This is a genomic window from Oceanobacillus profundus (assembly GCF_003515705.1).
Lineage (GTDB): Bacteria > Bacillota > Bacilli > Bacillales > Amphibacillaceae > Oceanobacillus > Oceanobacillus profundus.
On the sequence record NZ_QWEH01000022.1, the window covers coordinates 28,078 to 53,599 of the forward strand.

General features: G+C 38.7%; 24 protein-coding genes. 10 read left to right on the forward strand and 14 right to left on the reverse strand.

Annotated elements, in window-relative coordinates:
- Positions 1–221 precede the first annotated feature (221 nt).
- The 3 genes from D1B32_RS21120 to nadC form a co-directional block, all read right to left on the reverse strand.
- The gene (locus tag D1B32_RS21120; protein ID WP_118890379.1) at positions 222–2,159 is read right to left on the reverse strand and encodes a TRAP transporter permease; all 1,938 of its coding nucleotides are present in this window, start codon (positions 2,157–2,159) and stop codon (positions 222–224) included.
- Positions 2,160–2,251: 92 nt separating this feature from the next.
- Complete coding sequence (locus D1B32_RS21125) at positions 2,252–3,259, reverse strand: TAXI family TRAP transporter solute-binding subunit (RefSeq protein WP_095307573.1); 1,008 nt, start codon at positions 3,257–3,259, stop codon at positions 2,252–2,254.
- 23 nt (positions 3,260–3,282) lie between these two features.
- Positions 3,283–4,128, reverse strand: coding sequence for a carboxylating nicotinate-nucleotide diphosphorylase (gene nadC / locus D1B32_RS21130; RefSeq protein ID WP_095307575.1), 846 nt, complete (start codon positions 4,126–4,128; stop codon positions 3,283–3,285).
- A 245-nt stretch (positions 4,129–4,373) separates the two neighbouring features.
- Here nadC and D1B32_RS21135 point away from each other — a divergent pair, with 245 nt between their 5' ends.
- Together D1B32_RS21135 and D1B32_RS24490 are read left to right on the forward strand one after the other, a co-directional pair.
- The gene (locus D1B32_RS21135; RefSeq protein ID WP_095307577.1) at positions 4,374–4,901 is read left to right on the forward strand and encodes a transcription repressor NadR; all 528 of its coding nucleotides are present in this window, start codon (positions 4,374–4,376) and stop codon (positions 4,899–4,901) included.
- Between the two features lie 90 nt (positions 4,902–4,991).
- Positions 4,992–5,123, forward strand: coding sequence for a hypothetical protein (locus D1B32_RS24490; protein ID WP_262366407.1), 132 nt, complete (start codon positions 4,992–4,994; stop codon positions 5,121–5,123).
- A 27-nt stretch (positions 5,124–5,150) separates the two neighbouring features.
- On the opposite strand, the gene D1B32_RS21140 is transcribed toward D1B32_RS24490, so the two are convergent.
- Complete coding sequence (locus D1B32_RS21140) at positions 5,151–6,245, reverse strand: glycerol dehydrogenase (protein WP_095307579.1); 1,095 nt, start codon at positions 6,243–6,245, stop codon at positions 5,151–5,153.
- Between the two features lie 353 nt (positions 6,246–6,598).
- On the opposite strand from D1B32_RS21140, the gene D1B32_RS21145 reads away from it, so the two are divergent.
- Positions 6,599–7,009 (forward strand): CHRD domain-containing protein, encoded by a 411-nt coding sequence (locus D1B32_RS21145; protein WP_158586311.1) that lies wholly within the window; start codon positions 6,599–6,601, stop codon positions 7,007–7,009.
- Between the two features lie 238 nt (positions 7,010–7,247).
- Here D1B32_RS21145 and D1B32_RS21150 read toward each other — a convergent pair whose 3' ends face one another.
- Positions 7,248–8,465, reverse strand: coding sequence for an EAL domain-containing protein (locus tag D1B32_RS21150; protein ID WP_118890380.1), 1,218 nt, complete (start codon positions 8,463–8,465; stop codon positions 7,248–7,250).
- A 218-nt stretch (positions 8,466–8,683) separates the two neighbouring features.
- On the opposite strand from D1B32_RS21150, the gene D1B32_RS21155 reads away from it, so the two are divergent.
- Positions 8,684–9,820: an acyl-CoA dehydrogenase family protein gene (locus tag D1B32_RS21155; protein ID WP_095307585.1), complete on the forward strand. Its 1,137-nt coding sequence runs from the start codon at positions 8,684–8,686 to the stop codon at positions 9,818–9,820.
- Positions 9,821–9,874: 54 nt separating this feature from the next.
- Here the strand turns inward: D1B32_RS21155 and D1B32_RS21160 are convergent, their stop codons facing one another.
- Positions 9,875–10,324, reverse strand: coding sequence for a MaoC/PaaZ C-terminal domain-containing protein (locus tag D1B32_RS21160; RefSeq protein WP_095307586.1), 450 nt, complete (start codon positions 10,322–10,324; stop codon positions 9,875–9,877).
- 180 nt (positions 10,325–10,504) lie between these two features.
- Positions 10,505–10,924, reverse strand: a complete 420-nt coding sequence (locus tag D1B32_RS21165; RefSeq protein ID WP_095307588.1) for a lipocalin-like domain-containing protein — start codon at positions 10,922–10,924, stop codon at positions 10,505–10,507.
- 191 nt (positions 10,925–11,115) lie between these two features.
- On the opposite strand from D1B32_RS21165, the gene D1B32_RS21170 reads away from it, so the two are divergent.
- Entirely contained in the window at positions 11,116–11,562 is a 447-nt protein-coding gene (locus tag D1B32_RS21170; protein ID WP_095307589.1) for a MarR family winged helix-turn-helix transcriptional regulator, read from the forward strand.
- 119 nt (positions 11,563–11,681) lie between these two features.
- On the opposite strand, the gene D1B32_RS21175 is transcribed toward D1B32_RS21170, so the two are convergent.
- The gene (locus D1B32_RS21175) at positions 11,682–12,725 is read right to left on the reverse strand and encodes a YkvI family membrane protein (protein ID WP_095307590.1); all 1,044 of its coding nucleotides are present in this window, start codon (positions 12,723–12,725) and stop codon (positions 11,682–11,684) included.
- 96 nt (positions 12,726–12,821) lie between these two features.
- On the opposite strand from D1B32_RS21175, the gene D1B32_RS21180 reads away from it, so the two are divergent.
- Both D1B32_RS21180 and D1B32_RS24635 read left to right on the forward strand, forming a co-directional pair.
- Positions 12,822–13,040, forward strand: coding sequence for an MBL fold metallo-hydrolase (locus D1B32_RS21180; protein WP_187393188.1), 219 nt, complete (start codon positions 12,822–12,824; stop codon positions 13,038–13,040).
- 163 nt (positions 13,041–13,203) lie between these two features.
- Complete coding sequence (locus D1B32_RS24635; RefSeq protein WP_392391132.1) at positions 13,204–13,419, forward strand: DUF2568 domain-containing protein; 216 nt, start codon at positions 13,204–13,206, stop codon at positions 13,417–13,419.
- Between the two features lie 616 nt (positions 13,420–14,035).
- On the opposite strand, the gene ptsG is transcribed toward D1B32_RS24635, so the two are convergent.
- The 3 genes from ptsG to helD form a co-directional block, all read right to left on the reverse strand.
- Positions 14,036–16,048: a glucose-specific PTS transporter subunit IIBC gene (ptsG, locus tag D1B32_RS21190; RefSeq protein ID WP_118890382.1), complete on the reverse strand. Its 2,013-nt coding sequence runs from the start codon at positions 16,046–16,048 to the stop codon at positions 14,036–14,038.
- Positions 16,049–16,215: 167 nt separating this feature from the next.
- Complete coding sequence (gene glcT / locus D1B32_RS21195; protein WP_118890383.1) at positions 16,216–17,058, reverse strand: glucose PTS transporter transcription antiterminator GlcT; 843 nt, start codon at positions 17,056–17,058, stop codon at positions 16,216–16,218.
- Between the two features lie 159 nt (positions 17,059–17,217).
- On the reverse strand, positions 17,218–19,524 hold the full coding sequence (gene helD / locus D1B32_RS21200; protein ID WP_118890384.1) for an RNA polymerase recycling motor HelD: 2,307 nt from the start codon (positions 19,522–19,524) through the stop codon (positions 17,218–17,220).
- Positions 19,525–19,925: 401 nt separating this feature from the next.
- Between helD and D1B32_RS21205 the strand changes: the two genes are divergently transcribed.
- On the forward strand, positions 19,926–21,488 hold the full coding sequence (locus tag D1B32_RS21205) for a peptide chain release factor 3 (protein WP_118890385.1): 1,563 nt from the start codon (positions 19,926–19,928) through the stop codon (positions 21,486–21,488).
- Positions 21,489–21,622: 134 nt separating this feature from the next.
- Entirely contained in the window at positions 21,623–21,829 is a 207-nt protein-coding gene (locus D1B32_RS21210; protein WP_095307602.1) for a YjzC family protein, read from the forward strand.
- Positions 21,830–21,907: 78 nt separating this feature from the next.
- On the opposite strand, the gene uraA is transcribed toward D1B32_RS21210, so the two are convergent.
- Complete coding sequence (uraA, locus tag D1B32_RS21215; RefSeq protein WP_095307605.1) at positions 21,908–23,167, reverse strand: uracil permease; 1,260 nt, start codon at positions 23,165–23,167, stop codon at positions 21,908–21,910.
- Positions 23,168–23,646: 479 nt separating this feature from the next.
- Entirely contained in the window at positions 23,647–24,282 is a 636-nt protein-coding gene (gene trmB, locus D1B32_RS21225; RefSeq protein ID WP_095307608.1) for a tRNA (guanosine(46)-N7)-methyltransferase TrmB, read from the reverse strand.
- A gap of 137 nt (positions 24,283–24,419) precedes the next feature.
- Between trmB and D1B32_RS21230 the strand changes: the two genes are divergently transcribed.
- A complete protein-coding gene (locus D1B32_RS21230) occupies positions 24,420–24,707 on the forward strand; it encodes a YtzH-like family protein (protein WP_095307609.1) in 288 nt (95 codons plus the stop codon).
- Here the strand turns inward: D1B32_RS21230 and D1B32_RS21235 are convergent.
- Positions 24,694–25,509, reverse strand: coding sequence for a phosphotransferase family protein (locus D1B32_RS21235; RefSeq protein ID WP_095307611.1), 816 nt, complete (start codon positions 25,507–25,509; stop codon positions 24,694–24,696). The genes D1B32_RS21230 and D1B32_RS21235 overlap by 14 nt on opposite strands.
- Positions 25,510–25,522: the final 13 nt, after the last annotated feature.

Consider the following 25,522-nt stretch of genomic DNA (forward strand, 5'->3'; position numbering starts at 1 on the left):
TTTTTTAAAATATGTAAAAATAAATTCAATTCTATATTTTTATTTTACTATAAATTTTATATGATAGGGGGTTAGAAGTAAAGGCTTGCGCGTAGGTTGATTCAGTGTTCTCGAACTACCTGAAGTCTTGGCAGCTCTCGTTCTCCTACTTCATAACATACAAAACGAGGTGTTATCAAGCTACAATATTACCTTGATAACACCTCATTCCATAAAGCTGACTAAGATCGAAGTTCAGTAGCTCTAACAGGCACTTCTTCTTTTCTTTTATTCTGTGAAACATAGACTAAAATAATAATTACGATACCAAGTGCGCTCGTCCATAGATTTGCATACATAGATAGCGCACCACTCACAACTAATAGAATCCGCTCCAAAACATTCGTCCGTGTTTTTAACCAGCCAATCACCCCTCCTGCTAGAGCCGTGACACCAATAACAGCAGTCAAGAGTGCCAGTAATACTTCTACAAAACTTCCGTCCATTAAGAGGGCGGGTTCTAAGACAAACATGAATGGGACAACAAAACCGACAATACCTAGTTTGACAGCCTCTAGTCCTACGCGGTTCGGGTTTGCCTCGGCAATTCCCGCTGCGGCATATGCGGCAACAGCAACAGGTGGGGTAATTGCTGAAAAAATTGAAAAGTACACAATGAAGAGATGTGCAGCTATCACTGACACCCCTAATTCGATTAAGGCTGGACCTGCAAGCATCGCTGTTAGGATGTATGCAGCAGCAACCGGCATTCCCATCCCTAATACGATACAAATCAGCATCACAAGAATTAATGTCGGAAACAACATCCCTTCTGTTAATCCAAGCACAATACTCGTTACCTTTCCACCAAGACCAGTTGTCATAATACCAGCAATAATAAGACCTGCGGCGGCACAGGCTGTTGTTACAGGAATTGAGGACCTTGCGCCATCCACTAATGCCTCATAAGTCTTTCGCACGCCCATTCGTGTCTTTTTGCGAAACCAGCTAACAATGATTACTGCAAGGAGGCCATAGAATCCTGTACGTGAAGCACTGTAACCTTGCACTAAGAGAACAACTAGTACAATTAATGGAATAAAATAAAACCAGCCTTCTTTAAGCACTTCGCTGACTTTCGGAATATCTTCCTTGGCAGGTCTTGGTAAATCAAGGCGCATGGCCTCAAAATGAACCATCGCAAATAAAGAAACATAATATAGAACGCCAGGAATCGATGCTGCAATTACAATGGACCCATATGACATTTGTGTCACTGCGGCCATTAAAAACGCCGATGATCCCATAATCGGAGGCAAAATGCTTCCCCCTGTAGAGGCAGCAGCCTCCACTGCTGCTGCAACCGCTGGTGTATAACCTGATTTTTTACTAACCGGAATCGTAAAGTTACCCGTAGTCACAACATTTGCTGTAGGACTGCCAGAAATAGAGCCGAAAAATGCACTAGCAAGAACTGCTACCTTTGCAGATCCTCCTCGCGTTCTTCCTGCAATAGCTGTTGAAATCCGAAAGAAAAACTCCCCGGCACCTGATTTTTGCAAGAACGCACCAAACAACATAAACATAAACACAAATGAAGCCGCTACAGAAATTGGCGATCCCCAAAGTCCATTAAAGCCGTATGTGAGCTTTTCAATAAACTCAACCGCAGACATTTCCCGATGACCAAATAGCCCATCGAAATGATGGCCCCACAATGTATAAGCAAACCCAATAAACACAAGAACAATAATTGGAAAACCAATCGTACGTCGTGTTGCCTCAATCGTTAAAACAATAAACACAAGTCCGAAAAAGAGATCCCAACCTGTTAATGGATTCATAATTGGTATTCGAACTGCAATCCGCTCAGCATGGAACGTGAAATAGATACCCGCACTGAATGCCAACACAACAAAGGAATAGTCAATCAAGCTAGGCTTATGACTTCGAACTGCTTCCTTTTTTGAATAGCCATAAAGTAAAAATGTAAGTGCAAGAATAAATGCTAAATGGATTGCCATTTGATTAAGTGGATCAAGATTCCCAAAAATTACAGACCAAATTTGGTAAACAGACAATCCAAAAGCAAAAAATATAAAAAGCTTCATTGGGAGGCTGGATAGATTACGCTTGTATCCTTCCACCAGCCATCTGGTTAATACTGCTTTCCTGTTCACAACGCAATGACTCCTTTCGAGAAAAAGCAAAACCTAGTAATCTTTTCTAAAGCAAGCAATCTGGCGCGCCCTCAATAGAACACAAAATAATATTATGGAAGCATTCCTTTCTCTCGGAAAAATTTTTCCGCACCTGGATGCAGTGGCACATTACCAACTTTCATCATGTTATCTTCTGATAGACTATTAAATTCCTTGTGTACCGTTCTAAGATAGTCAAAGTTTTCATAGATCGCCTTTGTCATCTGATAGACATCTTCTTCCGGAACATCTTTATGCGCAATAAGTATTGCCGGGGTGCTAACGGTCGCTACGTCTTCCTCTAAAAAGGGATATGCAGTAGCATTAATCGTTCCTGCATCCATGCCAAGCTTTTCGGATACACGCTCGATCACCTTTCCATTTAATTCAAGCATTTTCAGACGCATCAATGTTGACGCTTCGATAATATCGCTTGAAGGCGCTGACACCGCATCTCCACTAGCGTCAATCCGATTATCGGCCATCATTTCAAATGTTTTCGATCCAGATAAATAATCAATCGATCCTCCCCAAGAAATAATGTCACCATAGGAGATTCCATATGCTTCTAAAATGTTGCGGGTAATAATTTCACCGGCTGCTCCCTTTTGATCGACTGCCAATCGAATTGGAGCTTTTTGCTTAATCATCTCTTCAAAGGAATCATAGTAAACGTCCGCAGCAACTATAAATTGGTAGTAGTTTGCCGGGATCACAACACTTACAGATCGAATATCTTCATAGGGCTGATCATATGGCTCATCACCACTATATGCTGCGTAGGAAGTCATCGCATAGGATAATCCATACGGAACAGTTCCCGTAGCGACGGTTAGTGGGTTTTCCACGATTCCACCTGGTTCCACCGTAATAATAGCTCCTTCATGTTCCCTGCGAATTGATTCTGCGATTCCTTCAGCAAAAACAGACCAAGCACCACCAACCCTTCCACCAACAATCGTTGTGTGAAAAGTCGCTTCCGATTGAACCGCCCCTTTTGCTTCTTGTTCGTTATCTTTTTCACATGCAGTTAGGAAAACAAACCCAAAAATAATTGCAATAACGATGGTTTTGTTCATCAAACGGCCTCCTGTTGCTGGCTTTATTTTTTACTTCCTTTATTCACCTGCAAGCTAATATCCAATGCTTGAACAGAATGTGTTAATGCACCTAATGATATGTATTGCACCCCAGTATTTGCATACGTTGCTAGATTAGCAAGCGTAATTCCACCAGATGCTTCGGTTACGATAGAAGCGGGTACAAGATCGACAAATTCTTTTACTTCCTCTGGACTGCGATTATCGAACATGATAACATCTGCTTCTGCATCTACGGCTTCCAATACCTCGCTTTTATTCTCTGTTTCCACTTCAATCTTTATCATATGACCAAGTGCAGCACGTGCTTTTTCAACCGCTTGTGTAATTGATCCACAATAGGAAATATGATTATCTTTAATCATCACACCGTCATATAATCCATTTCGATGATTCTTCCCTCCGCCAGAAGTAACTGCATATTTATCAAACATTCTTAGACCTGGCATTGTTTTTCTTGTGTCACAAATACTGATCGATGGATCGTTTAAGGCTTCTGCACAGTGGTTCGTCATCGTCGCAATTCCACTCATACGCTGCAAAAGATTTAAGATTACACGCTCTCCAGAAAGTATGGAACGGACAGATCCATAAACTTTTGCAATCACCGTTTGTTTTTCAATTTTATCACCATCATTAAAATGTAGCTCCACCTCCACTTCAGAATCCAGTAAATGATAGGTTTCCTTAATAATAGAGAGTCCAGAAAGAACTCCCGCTTCTTTCACGATAAACAAGCCTGTTCCCAATTGTTCCCTTGGGAAAATAGAATCGCTCGTCAAATCTTGATCACCAATATCTTCGATTAAAAATGTTTCGAGTGCTTTTCGTAGTTTGATTGGATTCATAATCGTTACTCCTTCACTTGTTGTCAGTCTGATTGTGATTGTTTTCACATTAAAGACATTAGAATACGCTTACTTCTAGAAAGACTAGCAATCCTCTAGAGACAAATCTAGGTTCAGCTACTAGATAAATAGTCATCTGTCTTGACATCTATATTTACATAGAATTAATATATTATCAAGTACTACTTACAAAATCACACGTAATTGGACTAAATGTCACAGAAATGTTTAAGGAGGGCAATAAAATGCAGCACGAAAAAATGCCTTCAGCAAAAAGACAGCAGCTCATCATACAAAAACTAAAGCAATCGGATCAACCAATAAGTGGCAGTGATTTCGCCAAACTTACCAACGTATCCAGACAGGTGATTGTTCAGGATGTGTCGATATTAAAGGCGAAAAACGAACCGATTATCGCAACAAGCCAAGGGTATCTCTATCTTAACGAGCAAACAAATAATCAAAAGCAACAAGTAATTGCCTGTAAGCATGATGCTAGCCAAACACAAGAAGAGCTATACTTGATTGTTGACCATGGGGTAACGATCAAAGACGTTATTGTAGAACATCCTGTATATGGTGACATAACCGCTTCGATTCGGGTCAGCAATCGAAAGGAAGCTGACGAGTTTATCAAAAAGATCCAGTCCACGGATGCTTCATACTTATCTGCACTAACCAATGGAATTCACCTGCATACTCTTGAATCCGATTCAATCGTTAAAATTGAAGCTGCTTGTAAGGACTTAAAAAACTCCGGCATTCTAATTTAATTTGTTTCGGTCGAATCATGTTTGAAATGGAGCTACAACGGTTACAGGACTATATAGAAATACATCCTAGTTTGTCAGCGAGGTGATAACATGTCCAATCAAGACAAAGAAAAACAAAGCGATGACTCGCTAGAGCAAAAGCAAAAAAACAATGATCCAAACCAGGATATCGAGCCACAACGTGAAACAGATTCAAAACCTCAGGAAAGTAATAGAGAGTAAGGCTGGTAACCGCCTTACTCTCTTATTTCATTTAGTTTTACTCAATTGATCCACCGCGAGAATTGCCGTAGCAACATCATCTGGAGTAACATCCTGGGAAAGATTTCCCATTGTTTCTCCCTCCTGTGTAGCTGCTTCTCCAACTCTTCGCAAATCTTCGTAGGATACTTCTTCTAAATGCATTTCCTTTAATGTTGTAGGTAATCCAAGCGCTCGATAAAATTCAATATATTTAAGTATTTCATCTTGTGAATGCAATTCTAACACGAGCTGCGTTAATGTTCCATACGCTACCTTCTCACCATGTGTCAAATGGTGAATATCACCCTCGAGTACGGTAAAACCATTATGAATTGCGTGTGCAGCTGCTAGTCCACCACTTTCAAAACCAAGACCGGATAGCAATGTGTTCGCTTCAACAACGGCTTCCACATGCTTCGTGACCAGGCCCTTTTGCACTGCTTTATAAGCTGCTTGTCCATAAGCGAATAATGTTTTTTCACAGGCTTCAGCAATTGCTCGTGCGGCAATACTAGTCTTGCCGCCTGCCATTGCATCTCCATTGCTTTTAATTGTTGCTCTTGCCTCTACCCATGTTGCCATTGCATCCGCAATTCCAGAAGCAAATAGTCGTGGTGGAGCACCTGCAACCACTTTCGTATCTACGAGTACCAACTCCGGATTTTTATCATAAAATTTATAGGACTCGAACACACCTTCATCACTATAAATAACAGATAAAGCACTGGTTGGTGCATCAGTTGATGCTGTTGTAGGAACAATCACAACACTCACTGCCAGACCATCAGCAACTGCTTTCGCTGTATCAAGTGTTTTTCCTCCGCCAACTCCGATGACGCTATCAACTGCTTCGTTCTTCCCATCTTTTACAATTCTTTCTACTTCATTTAATGAAGCTTCTCCATTAAATTCTACGTAATGAAAATCTAAATCATCTGCTTTCAAGCTCTTCTCTATTGTGGAGCCTGTTATTTTCCAAACGGTTTCATCTGAAAGGATTAAAGGCTTTTTGCCAATTGACTTAACATGCTGTCCAATATCTTTTAATGCATTCTTCCCTTGAATATACTTACTAGGTGAGGTAAAAATAATATTCGCCATGTTTTCGCTCCTTTTTATGTAGTTTCATCTCTATTATGCCATACCTATTAAAATTTATTTTAGGTACGCCATGAACCATATATTCCCTTTATTCCTCTTTTTAAAACGCACCTATTCCTTATAGGTGTTAGCCAAAATTATACTAAACCATTTACATAGGGATAGTCGTACAAGCAAAATTGCTTCTTGGTAATAGAATACATTAGAAAACGTGGCATTCGTTGAAGGGATTTTAATAAGTTCCTGCTTTTAAGAATTCTCATACTTTGGATCGCGAGCTTCCTTTAGTAAATGCCTTCGTTTCACAAATCCGGATGGAGCTTATTGATAACTATAAATGGAGGGTAATCTTGATGTATAATGACTATTTTTATATTGCAGAATTAACAGGCTCACAAGAGTCACCACCAGTTCGGACATATGCTGATGGTACAACACTCTTTCATGTGAGTAGAAATGGGAATGAAATCCGCTATCGACTTGCTGCCAATAATATTAACAATATGACGCAAGCACATATTCATGTCGGACGCAGAAATATTAATGGACCTGTCGTCGCTTTTTTATCCAGTGAAGCTGCCAGTCTTGAAGAACAAGAAACTATTTTAGAGGGGTTCCTAACATCCGCTGATCTTACTGGACCACTCAAAGATAAATCAATCTCAGACTTAGTTGATCTAATGAATGCTGGAAAAGCATACGTCAACATCCATTCAAAATCATACCCGAATGGAGAAATCCGAGGAAAGATCACGCAACACTAAAAAATGCAAGATCATCCCATATGATACTACCTTAGGCTGATTTTTTATCAGCTTTTTTATTTTCTTGAAATTTATTAATCTTATCTAAGTCTAAATAGAAATTCTATTTTACCATAAGGATAAACGGCCAATATACCAATTAAAAAAAATCCATTTTGACTTTGACTAAGCTGTTGCAAAATGGATTTTTTACATAGTATACAAACAATGATTCATTCTTGGACTTTCAAACAGTTAATTATAGCAAACCTTCTTGTTCATACAAATAAGCATATGGAATATCTAAAAATACATACAACGTTTCTGAAATCGGGAACGAATAGGTTCTAATGCGTTCATCTCTTTCAATATCTGTGTATAAGTCAGATAAGAGCCCTTTTTTCTCGACATTCATACGCATCACATTTTCGAAAAAGTACGGGCGCCAGCTCCAGTTTTTATTCCTACCTTCATAATGCAGTTCCCACTCTCCTATAGCATTTTTCTCTGCATTTGATGACAGTTGAATCCCTTCCTCATTACAAATATAGATACGAAAAGCAAAGTTCGTGCATGCCTCACCAATTTTCAGGATAATATCATCATAAGAATCATCTGATTTTACAGATGGCAACATCATTTTAAATTGCTCATTAATCCAATTGGTTAATTCAAGCTGGGCTTTCATTTTTTTACGTTCAAATAATACAAACCGTTGAAAGTCTGTTTTAATCTTTTCTTGAGAACAATCTGCTTCGACAAAATTAGATTGTGGCTGTTTTAGATAACTTCCCTGGTAATAATGCCCACCATGACGCCATGCGTAGTTTAATTGACTATATGTAGTGATTCCCTTAAACAGGAGTGCTGCTCCAATTTTACGAGAAAGCATCGATAACGAATGATGGACATCGCCATATAGCTGCGGTAATAGGTCATCATCTAAAAATCCAGCATCTACTTTTACAATGTTTGGTTCTAATTGAACTAAACGTTCTAAACTAGCATTTCGTTGTTCAACATCAATGGCAATCCGAATACCAAGCGTCTTCATATATTTGATGAGCTTTCTTAAATCATTGCTTTGCTCCGTGATTGAAGCCTCCTTTATTTCTATGATAATTTTATGCAAATCCAGTCCTTTTTGGGCACTAGATTGTAAAAGAGTTAGCAATGATTCTCCATCATCTTTCATTAATAGTCTAGCATTATAATAAAATGTCAGATTCATTGACTGATCACTTTCCATAAACGTATGCAATGCCTTTTGTTGAACATCATTATTCAGTTCAAAGTGGAAATCTCCAGGGATTGAACCGTCATCAAAAAACCAGTCCAACTGCTTTAGATTGCCGTTTTCTTCTTTAAATAATGGAAGTACTTCATAACCAACAATCAATTGCGTATCCGCACTGATAACCGGTTGGTAATATGGTATTACCTGCTTCAGATTTAACATAACCTCTAAAGGATCCAACCCAATCACCTCCGTTAGACACATGCTGCTTCCCTATTACCTGTCAGCTTTCATTACGACATTTTTAGGGGATACTAAGAGTATACTCCAAAATTGATATTTTCTTAACTAACAACTTCAATTTACTTTTTTAAGAAGGAATGAAATAATAGATATATTAATCCAATCTGTTTTATAAGATTTAGAAACCAATTCTTTTATGTACAGGAGGATCACAAATGAAGCTTACAACATTAAATACTATGTCAGAACGAATAGAACTGTTAAAAAAAACAGTTGAACCTTTCAAAGTTCGCGCCCAGGTGCATGATGAAAACGGGACATTTCCTCATGAAAATTTTGAAGACTTAAAAGCAGTTGATTATCCTGCTTTAACAGTTCCAAAGCAATTTGGCGGAATGGAAATATCGCTAACTGAAATGCTGCAGCATCAAGAAGTCATTGCCCAGGCTGACGGCTCAACAGCACTTTCAATCGGCTGGCATATGGGCATTGTCAAGCATCTCGGTGAAAATGAACGTTGGCCTGAAGGACGCTACGCAACTGTTGCTAGAGATGTCGTTAAACATGGCGCATTATTAAATAACGCCGCTTCTGAGCCGGCAACCGGAAGCCCAACGCGCGGTGGCAAACCGGAAACCTTCGCAACGAAAACAACAGGTGGCTGGATTGTAAATGGAAGAAAAACCTTCACGACACTCTCACCCATTCTTGATTATTTTATAGTCAGTGCTTCCATTGATAGTGAAGATCAAGTTGGGAATTTCTTGATAAAACATGATAAACAAGGTGTGCGTGTTGATGAAACATGGGACTCAATCGCAATGCGCGGAAGTGGAAGCCATGACTTAGTCTTAGAAAACGTTCATGTAGATGCTGATGACCTTGTGGAACGAATCAAACCAGGTCGAAAAAAGCCCGCTGGTTGGCTATTACATATTCCTGCATGTTATCTTGGAATAGCACGGGCCGCACAAGCTTATGCAGTTCAGTTTGCAACAACTTACTCGCCTAATAGTATTACAGGAACAATCGCTGATTTACCAAATATAAAGCAAAAATTAGGCGAAATGGAGCTTGCTGTATTAGAATCGGAGCATTTCCTTTATTCTGTTGCAAGAAAATGGGATGAAAATGGAGATACAATCCGACAAACGATGGGACCTGAGCTTGGTGCAGTTAAATTATCTGTCGTAAATAAGGCGATTCATATTGTTGATTTGGCAATGCGAGTTGTCGGTGCACGCAGCTTATCGAAACAAAATCCATTACAGCGTTATTACCGTGACGTGCGTGCAGGACTCCATAACCCACCGATGGATGATATGACGATTATGCAGTTGAGCGGGAGATAAGGTTTTACTCACTTCAACATAAAAGTGCACATAATCAGCGCATTATGTGCACTTTTATCTTCCCCTACGAAAACTTAAAAGTTTAGCAACTAAATGTTGACAAACCTCATTATGTTGATTTATCGTTTCACATTCCACAAATAAAAGAGCTTGGTTCGGTTTCGTTTTAGAAGGTTTGATTTCTTTAATGGTGCTTTTCACATGTAGAACATCAGTTGAGCGAGTAGGACGTGGCCATTTGATTTCTCCTCCTGCTCCAATAACTCCATGCGCAAAAGGCAGGCTTTTTGTCAATAAACTCATCGTAATCGAAGCAGTGTGCCAACCACTCGCAGCTAAACCCTTAAAAAAAGTATCTTTTGCCAGAATTTCATCACAATGGAAAACTTGTGGATCAAACTCGTGCGCAAATGCTTTTATTTTATCTGTACTTAATTCATACGTTTCACTGATAAACACATCACCTACTTTTAAATCCTCCAGAAAAAGTGTTTGTTTAGCCAAACTAATCCCCTCCCTATAAGCGTATATTTTTGAATACGAATAGTTTTATATTAACTTTTCCAGCATAACCCTATGAATTGAATTGTTTATCTACACCTCTAATAGGCTCGATATAGCTTCACCCTTTTGCCATTATCAACCCCTTTTAAATGTCTTCTGTGCTATGTTCGGAATAAAATACTATGGAATGCGCTTCCAAATAAGCTTTTGGTTTGGATTTAAACCGTTGCGAATTCTAAGAATATCTCCTTCAATTGAAGCAATACGCGGCTGCTGTTGTCCGAGCCAAGTCGGATCCATACTTACTTCCATATGATGGGTTAACGTATTTGTTTCTTCGATCACCTCATATTTCCCTGCATAGGACATGTACCCTAACGCAGCCTCAGCCATTTCATCCTTCGTTCCTTTATGTGAATCACCTGATACATATGCCGGGCGTCTTTGTCGCATCAGCTGCGCCGACATGTAACCTTCTGGATGATACATAAGAAATCCTGTCGCATCTTTTCCCAGTGGGTATATGATATTCCCCTCCTTATCTTTGGACTGATAGGAAATAAGTGACCATACTCCTATTATTTGTTCTTGTAATGTCATAAACATTCTCCTTCTAAGAATTCAATATATGTATATACATATATTAATAAAAAATTAAAGTTCGATTACCATTGAAATTAATGTATATACATATATAATGGTATTAATAATTGCATTATCTGTCAAGAATTAATTTTCAGTTAATTATTGATACCTATTTTTAATTTACAGATTGAAAGGAGATCTACTTTATGAAAAATCTAGACAATGAGTTGGATTTTATTATTCAGACCTGCGCTTGTGCCAATATTAGAAAGGCAGCGCGAATCGTTACACAAGTTTATGAAAAGCAAATGGCATCGACTGGTTTAAAAATCACGCAATACTATATGCTAGTAAACATCGCTCGCCATCGAGAAATTTCCATTAGCAAGCTGGGAGACATCATGTTGCTTGACCAATCTACCATTACTCGTAATGTGAACATATTAAAGAAAGATGGATATGTAAACATTACAAGAGATAAAAATGATTCAAGAACTAAATTCGTTTCGATAACCGAAATGGGACTTAGCAAAATAGAAGAAGCAACTCCCATTTGGTTAGAATTGCAAGAAAAGGCGGAACATGAATTAGGTAAGAAAACGTATAACGATTTGTTAGAGAAACTCCAAAGGTTACAGCAATCCATGGAATGAATGCTAATACGTCCCCTCCCCATCTATGATATGGAATTATTTTTGTAAAATCATCTAGAAATAAAGCAGGGACTCGCCTCCTGGACTTCATCCCTGCTCGCATCAATTAATTAAGGATTTCACTTCTCCGGCATCCGCTTAACAATCAATAAAAAGAGCATAAACAATCCCAGATAGCCAAATAACGGATAGAGAACGGTCAGTAATTTCCCATAACCCGCTTGGCTTATAACAAAAATAACAAACAGAATAAGTAAGACCGCATGCTGATAACGCAGACCAAATGCTGCCTTTAATTGCCGCGTGATTCCGAAGACATTCCCAACAACGGTATTAAATATCTCCCCAAAAATAATGAGCAGAAAAAAGACATGAAGCACAGTCCCAAATAACTTAACGATTTCCGCCATCGGAATATCATATGAGAATGTCGCTGGAAAAGCAGACAATGAAAAATGACTCATGATTAATATGAGAAATAGACCGAATCCACCTAAAAATCCGCCCCATTTTAAAATACGCTCATCTCGAATCTCATTCCCTAAAGGCACAAGCACAACAAGTGCTGTCATTAAATTAAACGAAGAATAAGTTAGTGGTGAAATAATCCACTCCCAGCTTTCTGAATGAAGGATTGCCATCACTTGTCCAACCAGACCATCTGTTTTCCCACTAAAAATAGAGATAAATACAAACAGACTAAATAAAATCATTAGTGGAACAATATAGGAATTAATTGCAAAAATACCCCTCATTCCTTTTAACACGACAATATAACAAAGAATAATCGTTATTATAATTCCGAATTGGAAAGAAAGACCAAGCTGTTCGTGGAAAACCGCTCCAGCTCCCGAAAGCATAACCGAGGTGACGCAAATGACAACAATAAACATAAATATATTAACGAACTTGCCGCCTTTTGAACCAAATAAATATACATTTAAATCCTGATACGAGTAAGCCCCAATGCGAGCAGATATAATCATAATTTTCGTGCCGACAAAGATAAATAAAAAGCCCGTGATAACAATCCCGATTGCTCCAAATGTACCGTGCACACTAAAAAATGTAACAATTTCCTTCCCCGTTGCAAACCCCGCTCCAACAATCGTGCCAATATACGTTGCAGCAACTAACAGAATCGAAAAAATCTGCTTTGCCAACGCCTCACCCCCGTTTTATATATATGATGGGAACCTCAATAAAAGACGAGCATCTCGCATTGGGTCGTCTATTATCACGAAGCAGATAATGTATTATTGGCTGGGGATCTTTTTACATCAAAGCGTGGAATGATTCAACAACCAATGGCTCTTTTTACAGGTGATATGCATGAAGCCGTAAAAAGCAGCACAATTCTAGAGCAATTACAGCCAGAACGGTTAGAAGTATGTCATGGTGATTCCGTTTTATATCCTGCCGATCAACTGAAAACTTACGTGAGCAAAATGGAAAGAAAGCTAAGGTTAAATAGTTGATCGTTGCCTCCTTAAAAATTTCATATATGAGGAGTTGCGTCAATGACCATCATGCCATATGTTTTATAAAGTATTCTATTTTTATTGGAATTATTTGCGCTTGTTGCCTTTTCCATTTTGGGCTTCCAACTTATGAAGCCCCTATTTTTAAATTTTATTTGGTATCGGAATTCCCTCCTTCATCGCAACGTTCTGGGGATTGAACCTTTCCCCAAAAGCAGCAATTAAACTTCCTTTTTCAATAAAGCTTATACTTCAGTTTACTATATTCGTCTTAGCTGCACTTTCCCTGCACACCATCGGAAAAAGCGGCATTGGAATTGTATTTTTCTTGACTATTGTGATTAATAAGATGCTGTTATTTTTATTAAGTGACTAAACTGCTGGGGTTTTCTGCTGTTGAGGTGTTCATTCTTCCGATGAGTGACCGATATTCTGAGATTTACTGCTTTTCGGGCTTTCATCACATCTATGAGTGACCAATAAACTTAGATTTACTGCTTTTTGGGCTTTCATCACACCTATGAGTGACCAATAAACTTAGATTTACTGCTTTTTAGGCTTTCATCACATCTATGAGTGACCAATAAACTTAGATTTACTGCTTTTTGGGCTTTCATCACATCTATGAGTGACCAATAAACTTAGATTTACTGCTTTTTGGGCTTTCATCACATCTATGAGTGACCGATATTCTGAGATTTACTGCTTTTTGGGCTTTCATCTCATCTATGAGTGACCAATAAACTTAGATTTACTGCTTTTTGGGCTTTCATCACACCTATGAGTGACCAATAAACTTAGATTTACTGCTTTTTGGGCTTTCATCACATCTATAAGTGACCAATAAACTTAAATTTGCTGGTTTTCGGGCTTTCAATTGCACTTACTTTTCAAACTCATTGAATTAGATCCTAATGGCATAGCAATCGCTTCATCATGCAAAAACCCCCTAGCTACATTTTAACGTAGTAGCAAGGGGGTTATATTTCATATTAAGCAATCGTATCTCCAGCTTTTACATTTGCTTTTTCCGGAACTGCTATCGCTTGTCCATCAGGAACACTTGTAAATACAATCGGTGTTACAATGGATTTTGCCTTTCTGCCAATAACGTCAAGGTCTGCTTTTAATATAGCTTGTCCAGCTTCGACAATATCTCCTTCACCAACGAGCGTTTCAAACCCTTCACCTTGTAGATTGACCGTATCAAGACCTACATGAATCAGAATTTCTTTTCCACCATCGGATAGAATGCCGATTGCATGCTTCGTAGGAAATACAGTCATGATTTTACCGTTTACTGGTGAAACAACAGTACCTTCTTCTGGAACAATCGCAAAACCATCACCCATCATTTTTCCAGAAAAAACTTCATCCGGTACTTCTGTGATGGAAATGATTTCGCCTTTCATTGGTGAGACAATTCTTTCATCGAAGTCAGTTTTTACAGCTGCCTCACTAGCTTTATTTTCTTCGACTTTTACAGGACGTGGTGTTTTTCCTGATATTATATCCTGCATTTGACTTTTAATGATATCAGATCGTGGTCCAAATATTGCTTGAATATTATCACCTACTTCAAGTACACCAGCAGCTCCCAACTTTTTCAATTTACCTTTATCAACATTCGCTACACTGCCTACAGAGACACGCAAACGCGTAATACATGCATCTAAATGCGTAATGTTTTCTTGTCCGCCCATCGCTTCCAATACATTATAAGCAAGTTCACCAGCATCTGCTGCTTCACTTTCGTCCTGCTCCTCAACCTTTTCACGACCTGGAGTCATTAGATTGAATTTTTTAATGAAGAAACGGAATAAGACGTAATAAATAACGGCAAACACAAGACCAGCTAATATCGCGAGCCACCATGGCTCTTGTCCAGGTAAAATACCAAATAACGCAAAGTCAATGGCTCCACCTGAGAACGTATAACCGATATTAACACCTAAAAATGTCATGAGTACAAATGATAACCCATCTAAGAATGCATGCAGTACGAATAACAGTGGTGATACAAACATGAACGAGAACTCAAGTGGTTCAGTAATACCGGTTAAGAACGATGTTAATGCACCAGATGCAAGAAGACCTGCCACTAACTTTTTCCTTTCTGGACGTGCAGCGTGGTACATTGCAAGCGCTGCTGCCGGCAGACCGAACATCATAATTGGGAATTCACCAGCCATGAAATTACCAGCAGTAATTTCCACACCATCTCTTAACTGCGCAAAGAAAATCGTCATATCACCACGGACAATTTCTCCTGCAGCTGTTGTATATGCACCAAACTCATACCAGAATGGTGCATGGAAAATATGATGCAATCCAAATGGAATTAATAAACGTTTAATAAAACCAAAGAAAAATACCGCTAAATACGTACCTTCTTCAATTAACCAGTAAGATGCGCTGTTCATTGCCTCTTGTACAGGCGGCCAGATGAATAATAGTACTAAGCCTGCAACAAAGGATACTGCCGCTGTCATTATTGGCACAAACCGCTTCCCTGCAAAGAAGCCAAGGAATGATGGCATTTCAATATCATGATAGCGATTATAACAAAACGCCGCGATTAACCCGACGACAATACCACCAAAAACTCCTGTTTGCAGCGTAGGTATTCCTAGCACCGCCGCAAATCCTGGGTCACTTTCAATCATTTCTGGCGTAACTGCCAACCACGATCCCATTACTTGATTTAAGACAAGGTAACCAACAATTGCTGCCAAAGCAGCTGCTCCATCACCAGCAAGTCCGATTGCAACACCAACTGCAAAGATAAGTGCGAGATTCGCGAAAATAATATTTCCGGCATCTTCCATAACTAAAGCGACTAATTGAATCCAATCAGCGCTTAGAAACGGAAGGTAATTTAGCATGGTATCCTGCTGCATTGCATTACCTATCCCAAGCAAAAGACCAGCAGCTGGTAGCAATGCTACCGGCAGCATTAACGCTTTTCCGACTTTCTGCAACACACCAAAAGCCTTTTTAAACATTGTTATCCTCCTCCAATTTTTACTATCCAACAAACACTTTTGAAGAACAAAAAAGACATGAGTAGAGATCACGATAAACGAATGGCAAGGAGCTTGTAACCCTTGTCATTTATTCATGTGATTATCTCAACTCATGCCTGATCGAATCAGTAACACGTAAGATAGCATTAATCTATTTTATTGTTTAGCCGCTGGAGATGCATCGTTAAGTAAACAACTTCTCCATCGTAAACAGAAGTATTTAGTGTTTGTTGCATAATTTTAATTAGCTTCCATGCAAGATTATAGCATACTGGATATTCCGTTTTCAAGAGGTTTGCTATTTTTTCTGGTTCCTCAATAAACTCATTGTTAGTTATTCGTTCAATTGTATAACGCAAATGCCTTACAAGACGTAGGTAATGAATGCTTTCTCTATCAATCTGTATTTCTAATTGGTCTTCAATCACATTAATCAGTTTCGTCACAAGCTGAGAATATTTATTTAAATCAGCAATTGCTTTATCTGTAATTGCACTATGAATATGCAATGCAATAAAACCAATTTCCCCTTCTGGCAGTTCGACCTGCAGCGATTGATTAATATAATCAACAACATCAGCGGCAATTTCATATTCTGCAGGATAAAGCGCTTTTGTTTCTTTTAAAAACGGATTTTTAATCGCCATTCCTTTTAATAAACGCGTAATTGCAAATGCGGTGTGGTCCGTGAGTGCAACATGCACCTTTTCATGTAAAGGTGTATTTGATCTTGCTTGAATGATATTAATTGATTCAATAATCGTTTTTAATACCGCTTCATCCACCTGAGGCAAAAGCTTAATATAATTTGCTTGTTCCCTTTCATTTCTTAATACAAATAGCTTTTCAATCGCATCCTCCGTAATTGTATCATTCTTTTTCCGGTTAAATCCGATACCTTTCCCAATTAAAACTACTTCCTGCCCCTCGTCATCACTTGCAATCAACACATTGTTATTCAATGCCTTTTTTACTGTATATAAGACCAAGGTCTTTCTCTCCTCTTCCTAAGGGCTTCTATCTGTATTACTGAATCCTCGTTCCTCAATTGTTTAATATAGCACAATAGGAAAAGAGTTTCATCCATTATACTATCGAAACAAGGAATAGCCGCACTATTCGTTATGCGACGAACAGCGCGATTCCCTTTATTCCTTCACATCATACAACTCTTTCGGAACAAGTTTGATAAAAGGAGATATCTCTTGTCGACAGAGTATTGTCAAAGCATGCATTGCCCTTGTACAGGCAGTATAAAATAAGGATTTATCCGATTCCAATGAATAGTGATCTGCTGATGCATCAGGTATGATGACAGCATCAAATTCAATTCCCTTCGCCAAATAGATTGGCAAAACAAGCACACCTTTTTCAAATGTATAGGTTTCTTCATTTACCAAATGGATGGGTAGCTTATCTTGTAATAAATGATAAATCTGTTCACTTTCCTCTAATGTCTTACATATTAATGCAATTGTCTCGTTCCCCTTCTTCAATTGCTCCTCCACACACGTCAATACAGTTGTCATCCATTCATTTTCATTTTGCAGGTTGATCAGTTCTGGCTTACTTCCTTCACGATTAAACGGTTCAATTGGTTCATGGCCAGGTGCAAAATACGTTGTAAAATCAACAATTTGTTTTGTTGAACGATAGCTTTTTGTCAGTGTAATTCGTTCATGGCTTTCTACATGCTCCACTGGTATGAGCGGGTTTTCTTTCGCAACATGCGTATAAATAGCTTGATTAACGTCTCCTAATAGTGTCATTCTCGTATAAGGAAAAAGATGCTTAATATAGGCAAATTGAAAGGCAGAGTAATCCTGTGCTTCATCGATAATCAACTGCCGGACAGAACGATCGGCACTGTCCCCTAGCAATCTCCCTTTAAAATAGAGATATGGTGTAGCATTCTCCCACGTTAGAAACTTCTGAGATAAATCCGTTGCAATTTGGGCACGGATATCCTGCCAATTGTTTGGTAGCTCTTTTGTATTCCATTCAGTAAACAACTGTTGATAAGTGGCTAATATATTTACAAACGCGAACTGCTTCACACGTTTTTTCAGCGGTTGAAAAAAACGCTTCACCATATATCTTCTTAATATTTTCTCTTCATCTTGAACTGTACTCGATTGCATCTTTTCTTCTGCTCGCTGATATGCACGCATATAATCCTCTTTATCCAGCAATTCGATTTGCTCCATTACCCAGTCCTCAGCAATTTCCTGCTGCTGATATTTACTTAGTTCCTGCAGCAACCATTTCGATACCATTTCCATCTTATTTGGGATTGCTATCTCTTTATCCAAGGAATAAAAATATTCTCCGATTTGCCCCTGATCGATGAGTGTTCTTCCACGAAATTTAATAGGTTTAAATTGAATACCGCTACCATTCAGATCCGAAGTAAAAGCATCAATTAACTGCATAAAATCAATGGTCGATAAATAATCCATATTCTTCATTCGAATAGGATAATGTTCACTCTCTGTTTGCGTTAATACATATTCCATCTGCTCAAACGGTGATTCAATTGTAAGGTTGCCGCCAATTCCATTTTTTAAGTAATCCAAAAACGTCATTTGTCTAACATTCGTTTCGCCTAACTCAGGAAGCACATTGGAAATATAACTGCTAAATAACGGATTCGGTGAAAATAATACAATATTATCTGCATGTAACTCCTCGCGGTAGCGATACATTAAATATGCAATTCGCTGTAAAGCTGCAGACGTCTTTCCGCTTCCTGCTACCCCTTGAACGATTAAAAGCTTACTACGCTCATTTCGAATAATTTTATTTTGTTCTTTCTGTATTGTTGCTACAATGTTTTTCATAGACGTACTCGCATTATTCCCCAACGCTTGCTGAAGTAGCTCATCACCGATTGTAATGCCTGTATCAAACATCCCCTCAATGACACCTTGTTTTATAATGAATTGCCGTTTCAATGTCATTTCACCAGATATAGTGCTATCCAATGTTTGATAATGGGCTGGTCCTGGAGAGAAATCGTAGTATAGACTCGAGATCGGTGCACGCCAATCATACACAAGAAAGTCCTCTTCATCTTGATCCATCAACGAGGCTATTCCTATATAAAGCGACTCTTTCTCAGTTCCTGGCTCTTCAATAAAATCAAATCGCCCAAAATAAGGAGCGTTCCTGAGTCTTTGTAATGTTTGTATTTCTGCACTTATTTTCCCGTGGAATTGCTCTTTCTGGGATAATATTGCAGCTTGCTGCTTAATACTTTCCTGCGTTTCTATGATATCATCCATTTCTTCAAGATTAACCGTTACATCATCCCAAAATGTTTTACGCAGCTCAACAACGCTTTGTTTTAATCCTGCAGATCGTGCCTCAAGATTTTCTTCTTTATTGTTGATCACTTCTACTACCTTCTCAACCCGACGCTGTTCATATTGGCGATTTTCAGTATCGTGACTCATTGCATCCATCCCTCTCTCAATAAATTTCATTTTTTAGTTGACAACAGCAGAAATTGTTTGATATAATATAGTTGGATAGTTATGATATCACAAAATGATATTTAATAACTAAGTTAGTATAGCATATTTATTTACCTGTGACAATATATTATTTACTTATTTTATAACACGTTATCCGAGAAGCAGCGCGACACACGCGGCTTCTTTTTTTGCACTTATAATAGAGAACAATCATCTTTCCCCTCCATAATTATGAGCTTTAGAAGGACTATCAGCATTTTACAAGTAAACGGCAATTAATCAAACTCAAGCTGCATCGATCGCTAAAAATCAAACAGTGACAGGCACCTCTTTCATATAGTATGATAAAAGAATCTTTAAGAACAGAAGGGATTATTGGAATGGCAATACATGAAGAAGTAAAAAAACGAAAAACATTTGCGATTATTTCGCATCCCGATGCAGGAAAAACAACAATGACAGAAAAGCTGCTATTATATGGGAATCTGATTCGTTCAGCTGGTACCGTAAAAGGGAAAAAATCAGGGAAATTTGCAACATCAGACTGGATGGAGATCGAGAAACAACGTGGGATTTCCGTTACCTCCAGTGTAATGAACTTTTTCTATGAAGGCTATCACGTGAATATTCTCGATACTCCTGGACATGAGGATTTTAGTGAAGATACGTACCGCACATTAACAGCTGTCGATAGTGTTGTGATGATTATTGATTCCACTAAAGGAATCGAGCCCCAAACAATCAAGCTGTTTAAAGTATGCCGTATGCGCGGTATTCCTATATTTACGTTTATAAATAAATTAGACCGTGAAGGTAAAGAACCACTTGAGTTATTAGAGGAAATTGAGCAGGTGCTTGAAATTGAAACATATCCAATGAATTGGCCAGTTGGAATGGGCAAACAATTCCTTGGCATATTCGATCGTTATGGTAAGCAATTTGTGAAGCACCATACCAATGAAGAAGAAACCTATATTCCATATGCTGAATTAGATAATGTCGAGCATAAGGAGCTGACAAGGAACCCGACGTACGAAGCAGCCAAGGATGAGCTGGAATTAGTCGCTGAAGCAGGCGATCAATTTTCACTTGATGCAATCATGAAAGGTGAGCAAACACCTGTCTTTTTCGGTAGCGCCCTTGCTCCATTTGGTGTCGAGCTCTTTTTCAATACATTTATCTCGATGGCACCAACACCAACACCTAGAAAGACAACAGAGGGAATTGTCCAACCAGACCATGAAGATTTTTCTGGATTTATTTTCAAAATCCAAGCCAACATGAATCCTGCTCACCGTGATCGAATTGCATTTTTAAGAGTTTGCTCCGGGAAGTTCGAACGTGGGATGAGCGTCAAATTATCACGAACAGGGAAAATATTCAAACTTTCCCAATCTCAACAAATGGTTGCTTCAACTAGAGAAACTGTTGAGGAAGCATATGCGGGCGATATTATTGGCATTTACGATCCAAATGCTTATCAAATCGGTGATACATTAATAGCTGGCAAGGAAACAATCGAGTACGACGAACTGCCAGTATTCCCTCCAGAATTATTTAAAAAAGTGGCTGCAAAAAACGTTATGAAATCGAAGCAATTTAGAAAAGGAATCGAACAGCTCGTTCAAGAAGGAGCTATTCAATTATTCCGCGACCGGCTTACCGATTCCTTTATTTTAGGAGCTGTAGGCGAGCTACAATATGACGTATTTAAATATCGAATGCAAAATGAATATAATGCAGAGGTTTTATTTGAATCAATTGGGGAGCGAATTCCCCGCTGGTTAAAAGAAGATCAGGTTGATGAATCTTTATTTGATAGCGGGAATTTACTTGTTAAAGACCGTCACGGCAATCCACTCGTTTTATTCCGAAACGAATTCTCATTAAATTGGTTTCAAGATAAAAACCCCAAAATCGAATTAATTGACCTATTAAGCTGATTTAATTAGTAAGTGTGTGTCCATCAAATGGATCCACACTTTTTCTTTACATTGTCTATCCTTATATTGCCATGTATGAAGCAACCGCAGATAATCATAATAAGAAAAACAAAAATCAAGGGGTGAGTATAGAAATGGGTGAAAGCAGACAGTTTCGAGCTGGACAAAAAGCACCGAATAACGGGGTTTATATCGAAATTGGCGAAACTGGTGGGAATGTCAATGACCCTCAGAAGGTCGAATTAAATGCAGGAGACACATTTCCCGAAAACACGAATCATAATCGATTATGGACAAATAAACGCCACCTTACAAGACCAGGTAAACCAGGGGTCCAGTAAGTTCCATATCATTCCTCAATTCTCAGAAAATTAAAGCTCTGCAGTTCATCGTCTCCTGCAGAGCTTTAATATGTCTATTTATTCATTTGATAACTTAAGCGTATTGAACAATTTAAACAGTAAGCTGATCACAATTGCTACAACTGTCGCTAGACCCATACCTGTTAACGCTACTGTTCCGATTGTAATTGACGCACCACTAATTCCGATTGCTAGGACAACACAAGTCAGAATCAAATTTTGCGAGTTATTATAATCAACCTGCTGTTCTACTAACATCCGAAGTCCGCTAACCGCGATGATTCCGAAAAGAAGCAAGGAAATCCCACCCATTACTGGTGTCGGAATCGAGGAAATAAGTGCAGCGAGCTTTCCACAGAAGGATAGAATTACCGCAATGATTGCTGCCCCTCCAATTATCCAAGTCGAATAGACACGAGTAATCGCGAGTACCCCTATATTTTCACCATACGTTGTATTCGGAGTGGAACCAAAGAAACTGGAGAGCATTGTAGAAATACCATTACCGAATAAAGAGCGGTCCAAGCCAGGATCCTTTGTTAAATCTTTATCAACAATATTTCCAGTCACAACTAGATGACCTATGTGCTCGGGTATAAGTACAAGCGCTGCCGGCAGAATAATTAAGATATCAGACCAATTAAACTCAATTTGGTAGTACGTAGGCATCTGAATCCATGCAGCTTCCTTTACAGCTGTATAGTCAACAATACCGAATAGTGTTGCGATAATATAACCAGTTATAATTCCAAGTAAAATCGGAATTATTTTCAAGAAACCACGCATTGTTACCCAATAAATTATGGTCGCTCCTAGTGTCAGCAATGAAACCGTTACGTTAACCGCCGTATCTGTTGCACCTTCTGACGGTAATAGACCAGCCATATCCGCTGCTACTGGAACCAGCTCTAATCCAATTACCGCAACGATAGCCCCCATTGCTGCCGGGGGAAAAATAACATCAATCCAGGAAGTACCCGCATATTTCACGATAATACCGACTAGAACCAGCACGAACCCTACAACAAAGAATCCGCCTAGTGCCGCTCCATAGCCTCCCCCAACAGTTAATACTGCTGTTACTGGCGAAATAAAGGCAAAGCTAGAGCCTAAATAAGCCGGGATTTTTCCTTTTGTAATCAAAATGTATAGTAATGTCCCAACTCCATTCATGAGTAAGATTGTTGCTGGATCGACTCCAAATAAAATTGGTACTAATACAGTTGAACCGAACATTGCGAATAAGTGCTGAAAACTAAGTGGCAAACTTTGTAATAAAGGTAACCGTTCATCAACTTGTATCTCCCGCTGTTTCATTTCTTTCTCTCCTCTGTTTACCTTTTAAAATTCCAGTGTTTTCACATAAAAAAACACCTTGCCAAAAAGAACTGGTAAGGTGTTTGCTTTAGCAGCACATGATAGCAGGCCTAGCCCGCCACTAGTTGTGCATCCATATCCGTCTCATCCTTACCAGCCTCACAGGACTGATTTAAAGGTAATTCATTTTATTGTTAAACCTATTATTGCAAGAAAAGGCCTAATATGTCAAGCTATTTTTTAGTCCTTTGCCACTAACTCAAAAACCTCCCTTTTATCGTCCCATTCAACCGTAACCTCTATAGTTTGGTTTTCTCGAACAGTTATACCATTCCTTCCACCTGAGTTTGTAATCTCGTACCGACGAGAACAGTGATAACCTTCTTCCAATTCGACGCAAACAATTCGCCTTAATTTCCTTACTATTATTACAACAAAAAAATCATCACACCATATCATGCGATGACCTTTTTCGTATATTAAAAGCTTGCTTTACTGCGATAGATAACTTGTCCCTTCGAAGAGAACTTTTCCTCATATTCTGTCATGATATTCAATGGATCATTTATTGCATGAAGATCTAAGTTCACTTCTTCCAGCTTCATTCCAAAAGCATTGAAGCTGACTAAGGAATATTCAAATAAACCACGATTATCTGTTTTAAAAATAACCTTGCCAGTTGAATCAAGAATCTCTTTATACTGCTCTAAAAATGTATGATATGTTAATCTTCTCTTCTCATGGCGATTTTTCGGCCATGGATCAGAGAAATTTAAATAAATCGTTGCAATTTCATTTTCAGCAAAAATCTCTCGTAAATCAGCAGCATCTACATTTAATAGCAATAAATTATCCACTTCTGCATCTAACGCTTTCTGACCCGCTGTTACAATAATACTCTTCACTACTTCAATCCCAATAAAATTAATATCTGGATGCTGCTTAGCCATCCCTACAATGTACTGGCCTTTACCAGTTCCCACTTCAATGTGAATCGGATGATCGTTATTAAAGAGTTGTTGCCATTTCCCCTTATGCTCCATTGCATTTGGAACAATAAGCTGGCTATTTTCCTGCAAAAAATCATCCGCCCACGGTTTATGTCGTTGACGCATTGTCTAAACCCTCGCTTTATTACTTTTTGTATAGAAATATGAAAAGCCACGCCCAGTCCGCACTTCGCTAATCGGGCGCTTCCGCTTTTGTGTATAGAAAAAATGAAACAGACTAAACTAACCTTGAGGTGATTACAATGACGCTTTCTGTTAACAATCAATTAACATTATTATACGATATTTTAGATGAACAGCAAGCTGACTGCTGCGCTAGTGTCAGTGAATACGAGCAGATTATTCGTTTAGTTGAATCAATGGTAAGAAACAATAGCATTTCAAATGAACAACTGCTAAGTCTCTTACCAGAAATTTATCATTATGGCAGACAAGGTGTGTCCGCACAAAACATGCCAGATCACATTACAGCACACAAAAAAAATATGGATGAATGGATTAAAGCCTTACAGCATACTACTTTAGAATAAATTGGCGAATATGCTCATTCAATTCCTTCAAATCGCGTAACCGTTCCGCCATTTTCTCTGGTTCTTCACGCTCGGCATGCCAGCATAAGAACCGAAGTGCATCCTGCACCAAATACCAGTACATGCGCTCAAATAGGTTTTTATCTGGAGTAATCCCATATTTATACAACCAGTCATTCCAGTTCTCTTTTGGAATGTACCATTTAAGCAGCATACCAAAGTCTGTCACAGGGTCTGCAATCATCGCATTATCCCAATCCACTAGAAAAACATCACTGTCCTCGGTAAGAATAAGATTATTATGATTAATATCGCAATGGCAGACGACAAGGTTTTGATTCCGTGTTTTTGGGAGTAACTGTGCAAGATGCTTCATCGCCTCTTGAATTTCTTGATGCTTCATTAGACCCAAAGATGTTAATAGCTGCTTTACATAGCTAAAACTATCATCCGACGTGACAGGCTTTTTCCCCATCCGCATAAGCATATGCAACAGTTCAGACGAATGATGGATTTTATACAATATATCCGCTACTCGCTGATGCTGCATTTCATATGATTTTAGTGCTCTTCCTTCAAGCCATTCCTGCGCCGTAATAACATCGCCATTTTCTAATCGTTTTGTCCAAATAAGCTTGGGAACGATTCCTTCAGCAGATAATACAGCAAGAAATGGAGATGAATTACGTTTCAGAAAAAGTCTTCTATTATCCTTTTCTGCAACATATGCATCCCCAGTAAGTCCGCCCGCCGGTGTTATTTTCCATCCAACACCTAATACTTGTCCAAGCCACTCGATCATAATTCGTTCACAT

Coding starts and splice junctions, on each gene's coding strand:
- helD (WP_118890384.1), bottom strand. CDS start 19,524: ATGAGTCACGATACTGAAAATCGCCAATATGAACAGCGTCGGGTTGAG.
- D1B32_RS21125 (WP_095307573.1), bottom strand. CDS start 3,259: ATGAACAAAACCATCGTTATTGCAATTATTTTTGGGTTTGTTTTCCTA.
- nadC (WP_095307575.1), bottom strand. CDS start 4,128: ATGAATCCAATCAAACTACGAAAAGCACTCGAAACATTTTTAATCGAA.
- D1B32_RS21170 (WP_095307589.1), top strand. CDS start 11,116: ATGAAAAATCTAGACAATGAGTTGGATTTTATTATTCAGACCTGCGCT.
- D1B32_RS21145 (WP_158586311.1), top strand. CDS start 6,599: ATGTATAATGACTATTTTTATATTGCAGAATTAACAGGCTCACAAGAG.
- D1B32_RS21135 (WP_095307577.1), top strand. CDS start 4,374: ATGCAGCACGAAAAAATGCCTTCAGCAAAAAGACAGCAGCTCATCATA.
- D1B32_RS24490 (WP_262366407.1), top strand. CDS start 4,992: ATGTCCAATCAAGACAAAGAAAAACAAAGCGATGACTCGCTAGAGCAA.
- uraA (WP_095307605.1), bottom strand. CDS start 23,167: ATGAAACAGCGGGAGATACAAGTTGATGAACGGTTACCTTTATTACAA.
- D1B32_RS21140 (WP_095307579.1), bottom strand. CDS start 6,245: ATGGCGAATATTATTTTTACCTCACCTAGTAAGTATATTCAAGGGAAG.
- D1B32_RS21210 (WP_095307602.1), top strand. CDS start 21,623: ATGGGTGAAAGCAGACAGTTTCGAGCTGGACAAAAAGCACCGAATAAC.
- trmB (WP_095307608.1), bottom strand. CDS start 24,282: ATGCGTCAACGACATAAACCGTGGGCGGATGATTTTTTGCAGGAAAAT.
- D1B32_RS21165 (WP_095307588.1), bottom strand. CDS start 10,924: ATGACATTACAAGAACAAATAATAGGAGTATGGTCACTTATTTCCTAT.
- ptsG (WP_118890382.1), bottom strand. CDS start 16,048: ATGTTTAAAAAGGCTTTTGGTGTGTTGCAGAAAGTCGGAAAAGCGTTA.
- D1B32_RS21230 (WP_095307609.1), top strand. CDS start 24,420: ATGACGCTTTCTGTTAACAATCAATTAACATTATTATACGATATTTTA.
- D1B32_RS21205 (WP_118890385.1), top strand. CDS start 19,926: ATGGCAATACATGAAGAAGTAAAAAAACGAAAAACATTTGCGATTATT.
- D1B32_RS21155 (WP_095307585.1), top strand. CDS start 8,684: ATGAAGCTTACAACATTAAATACTATGTCAGAACGAATAGAACTGTTA.
- D1B32_RS21235 (WP_095307611.1), bottom strand. CDS start 25,509: ATGATCGAGTGGCTTGGACAAGTATTAGGTGTTGGATGGAAAATAACA.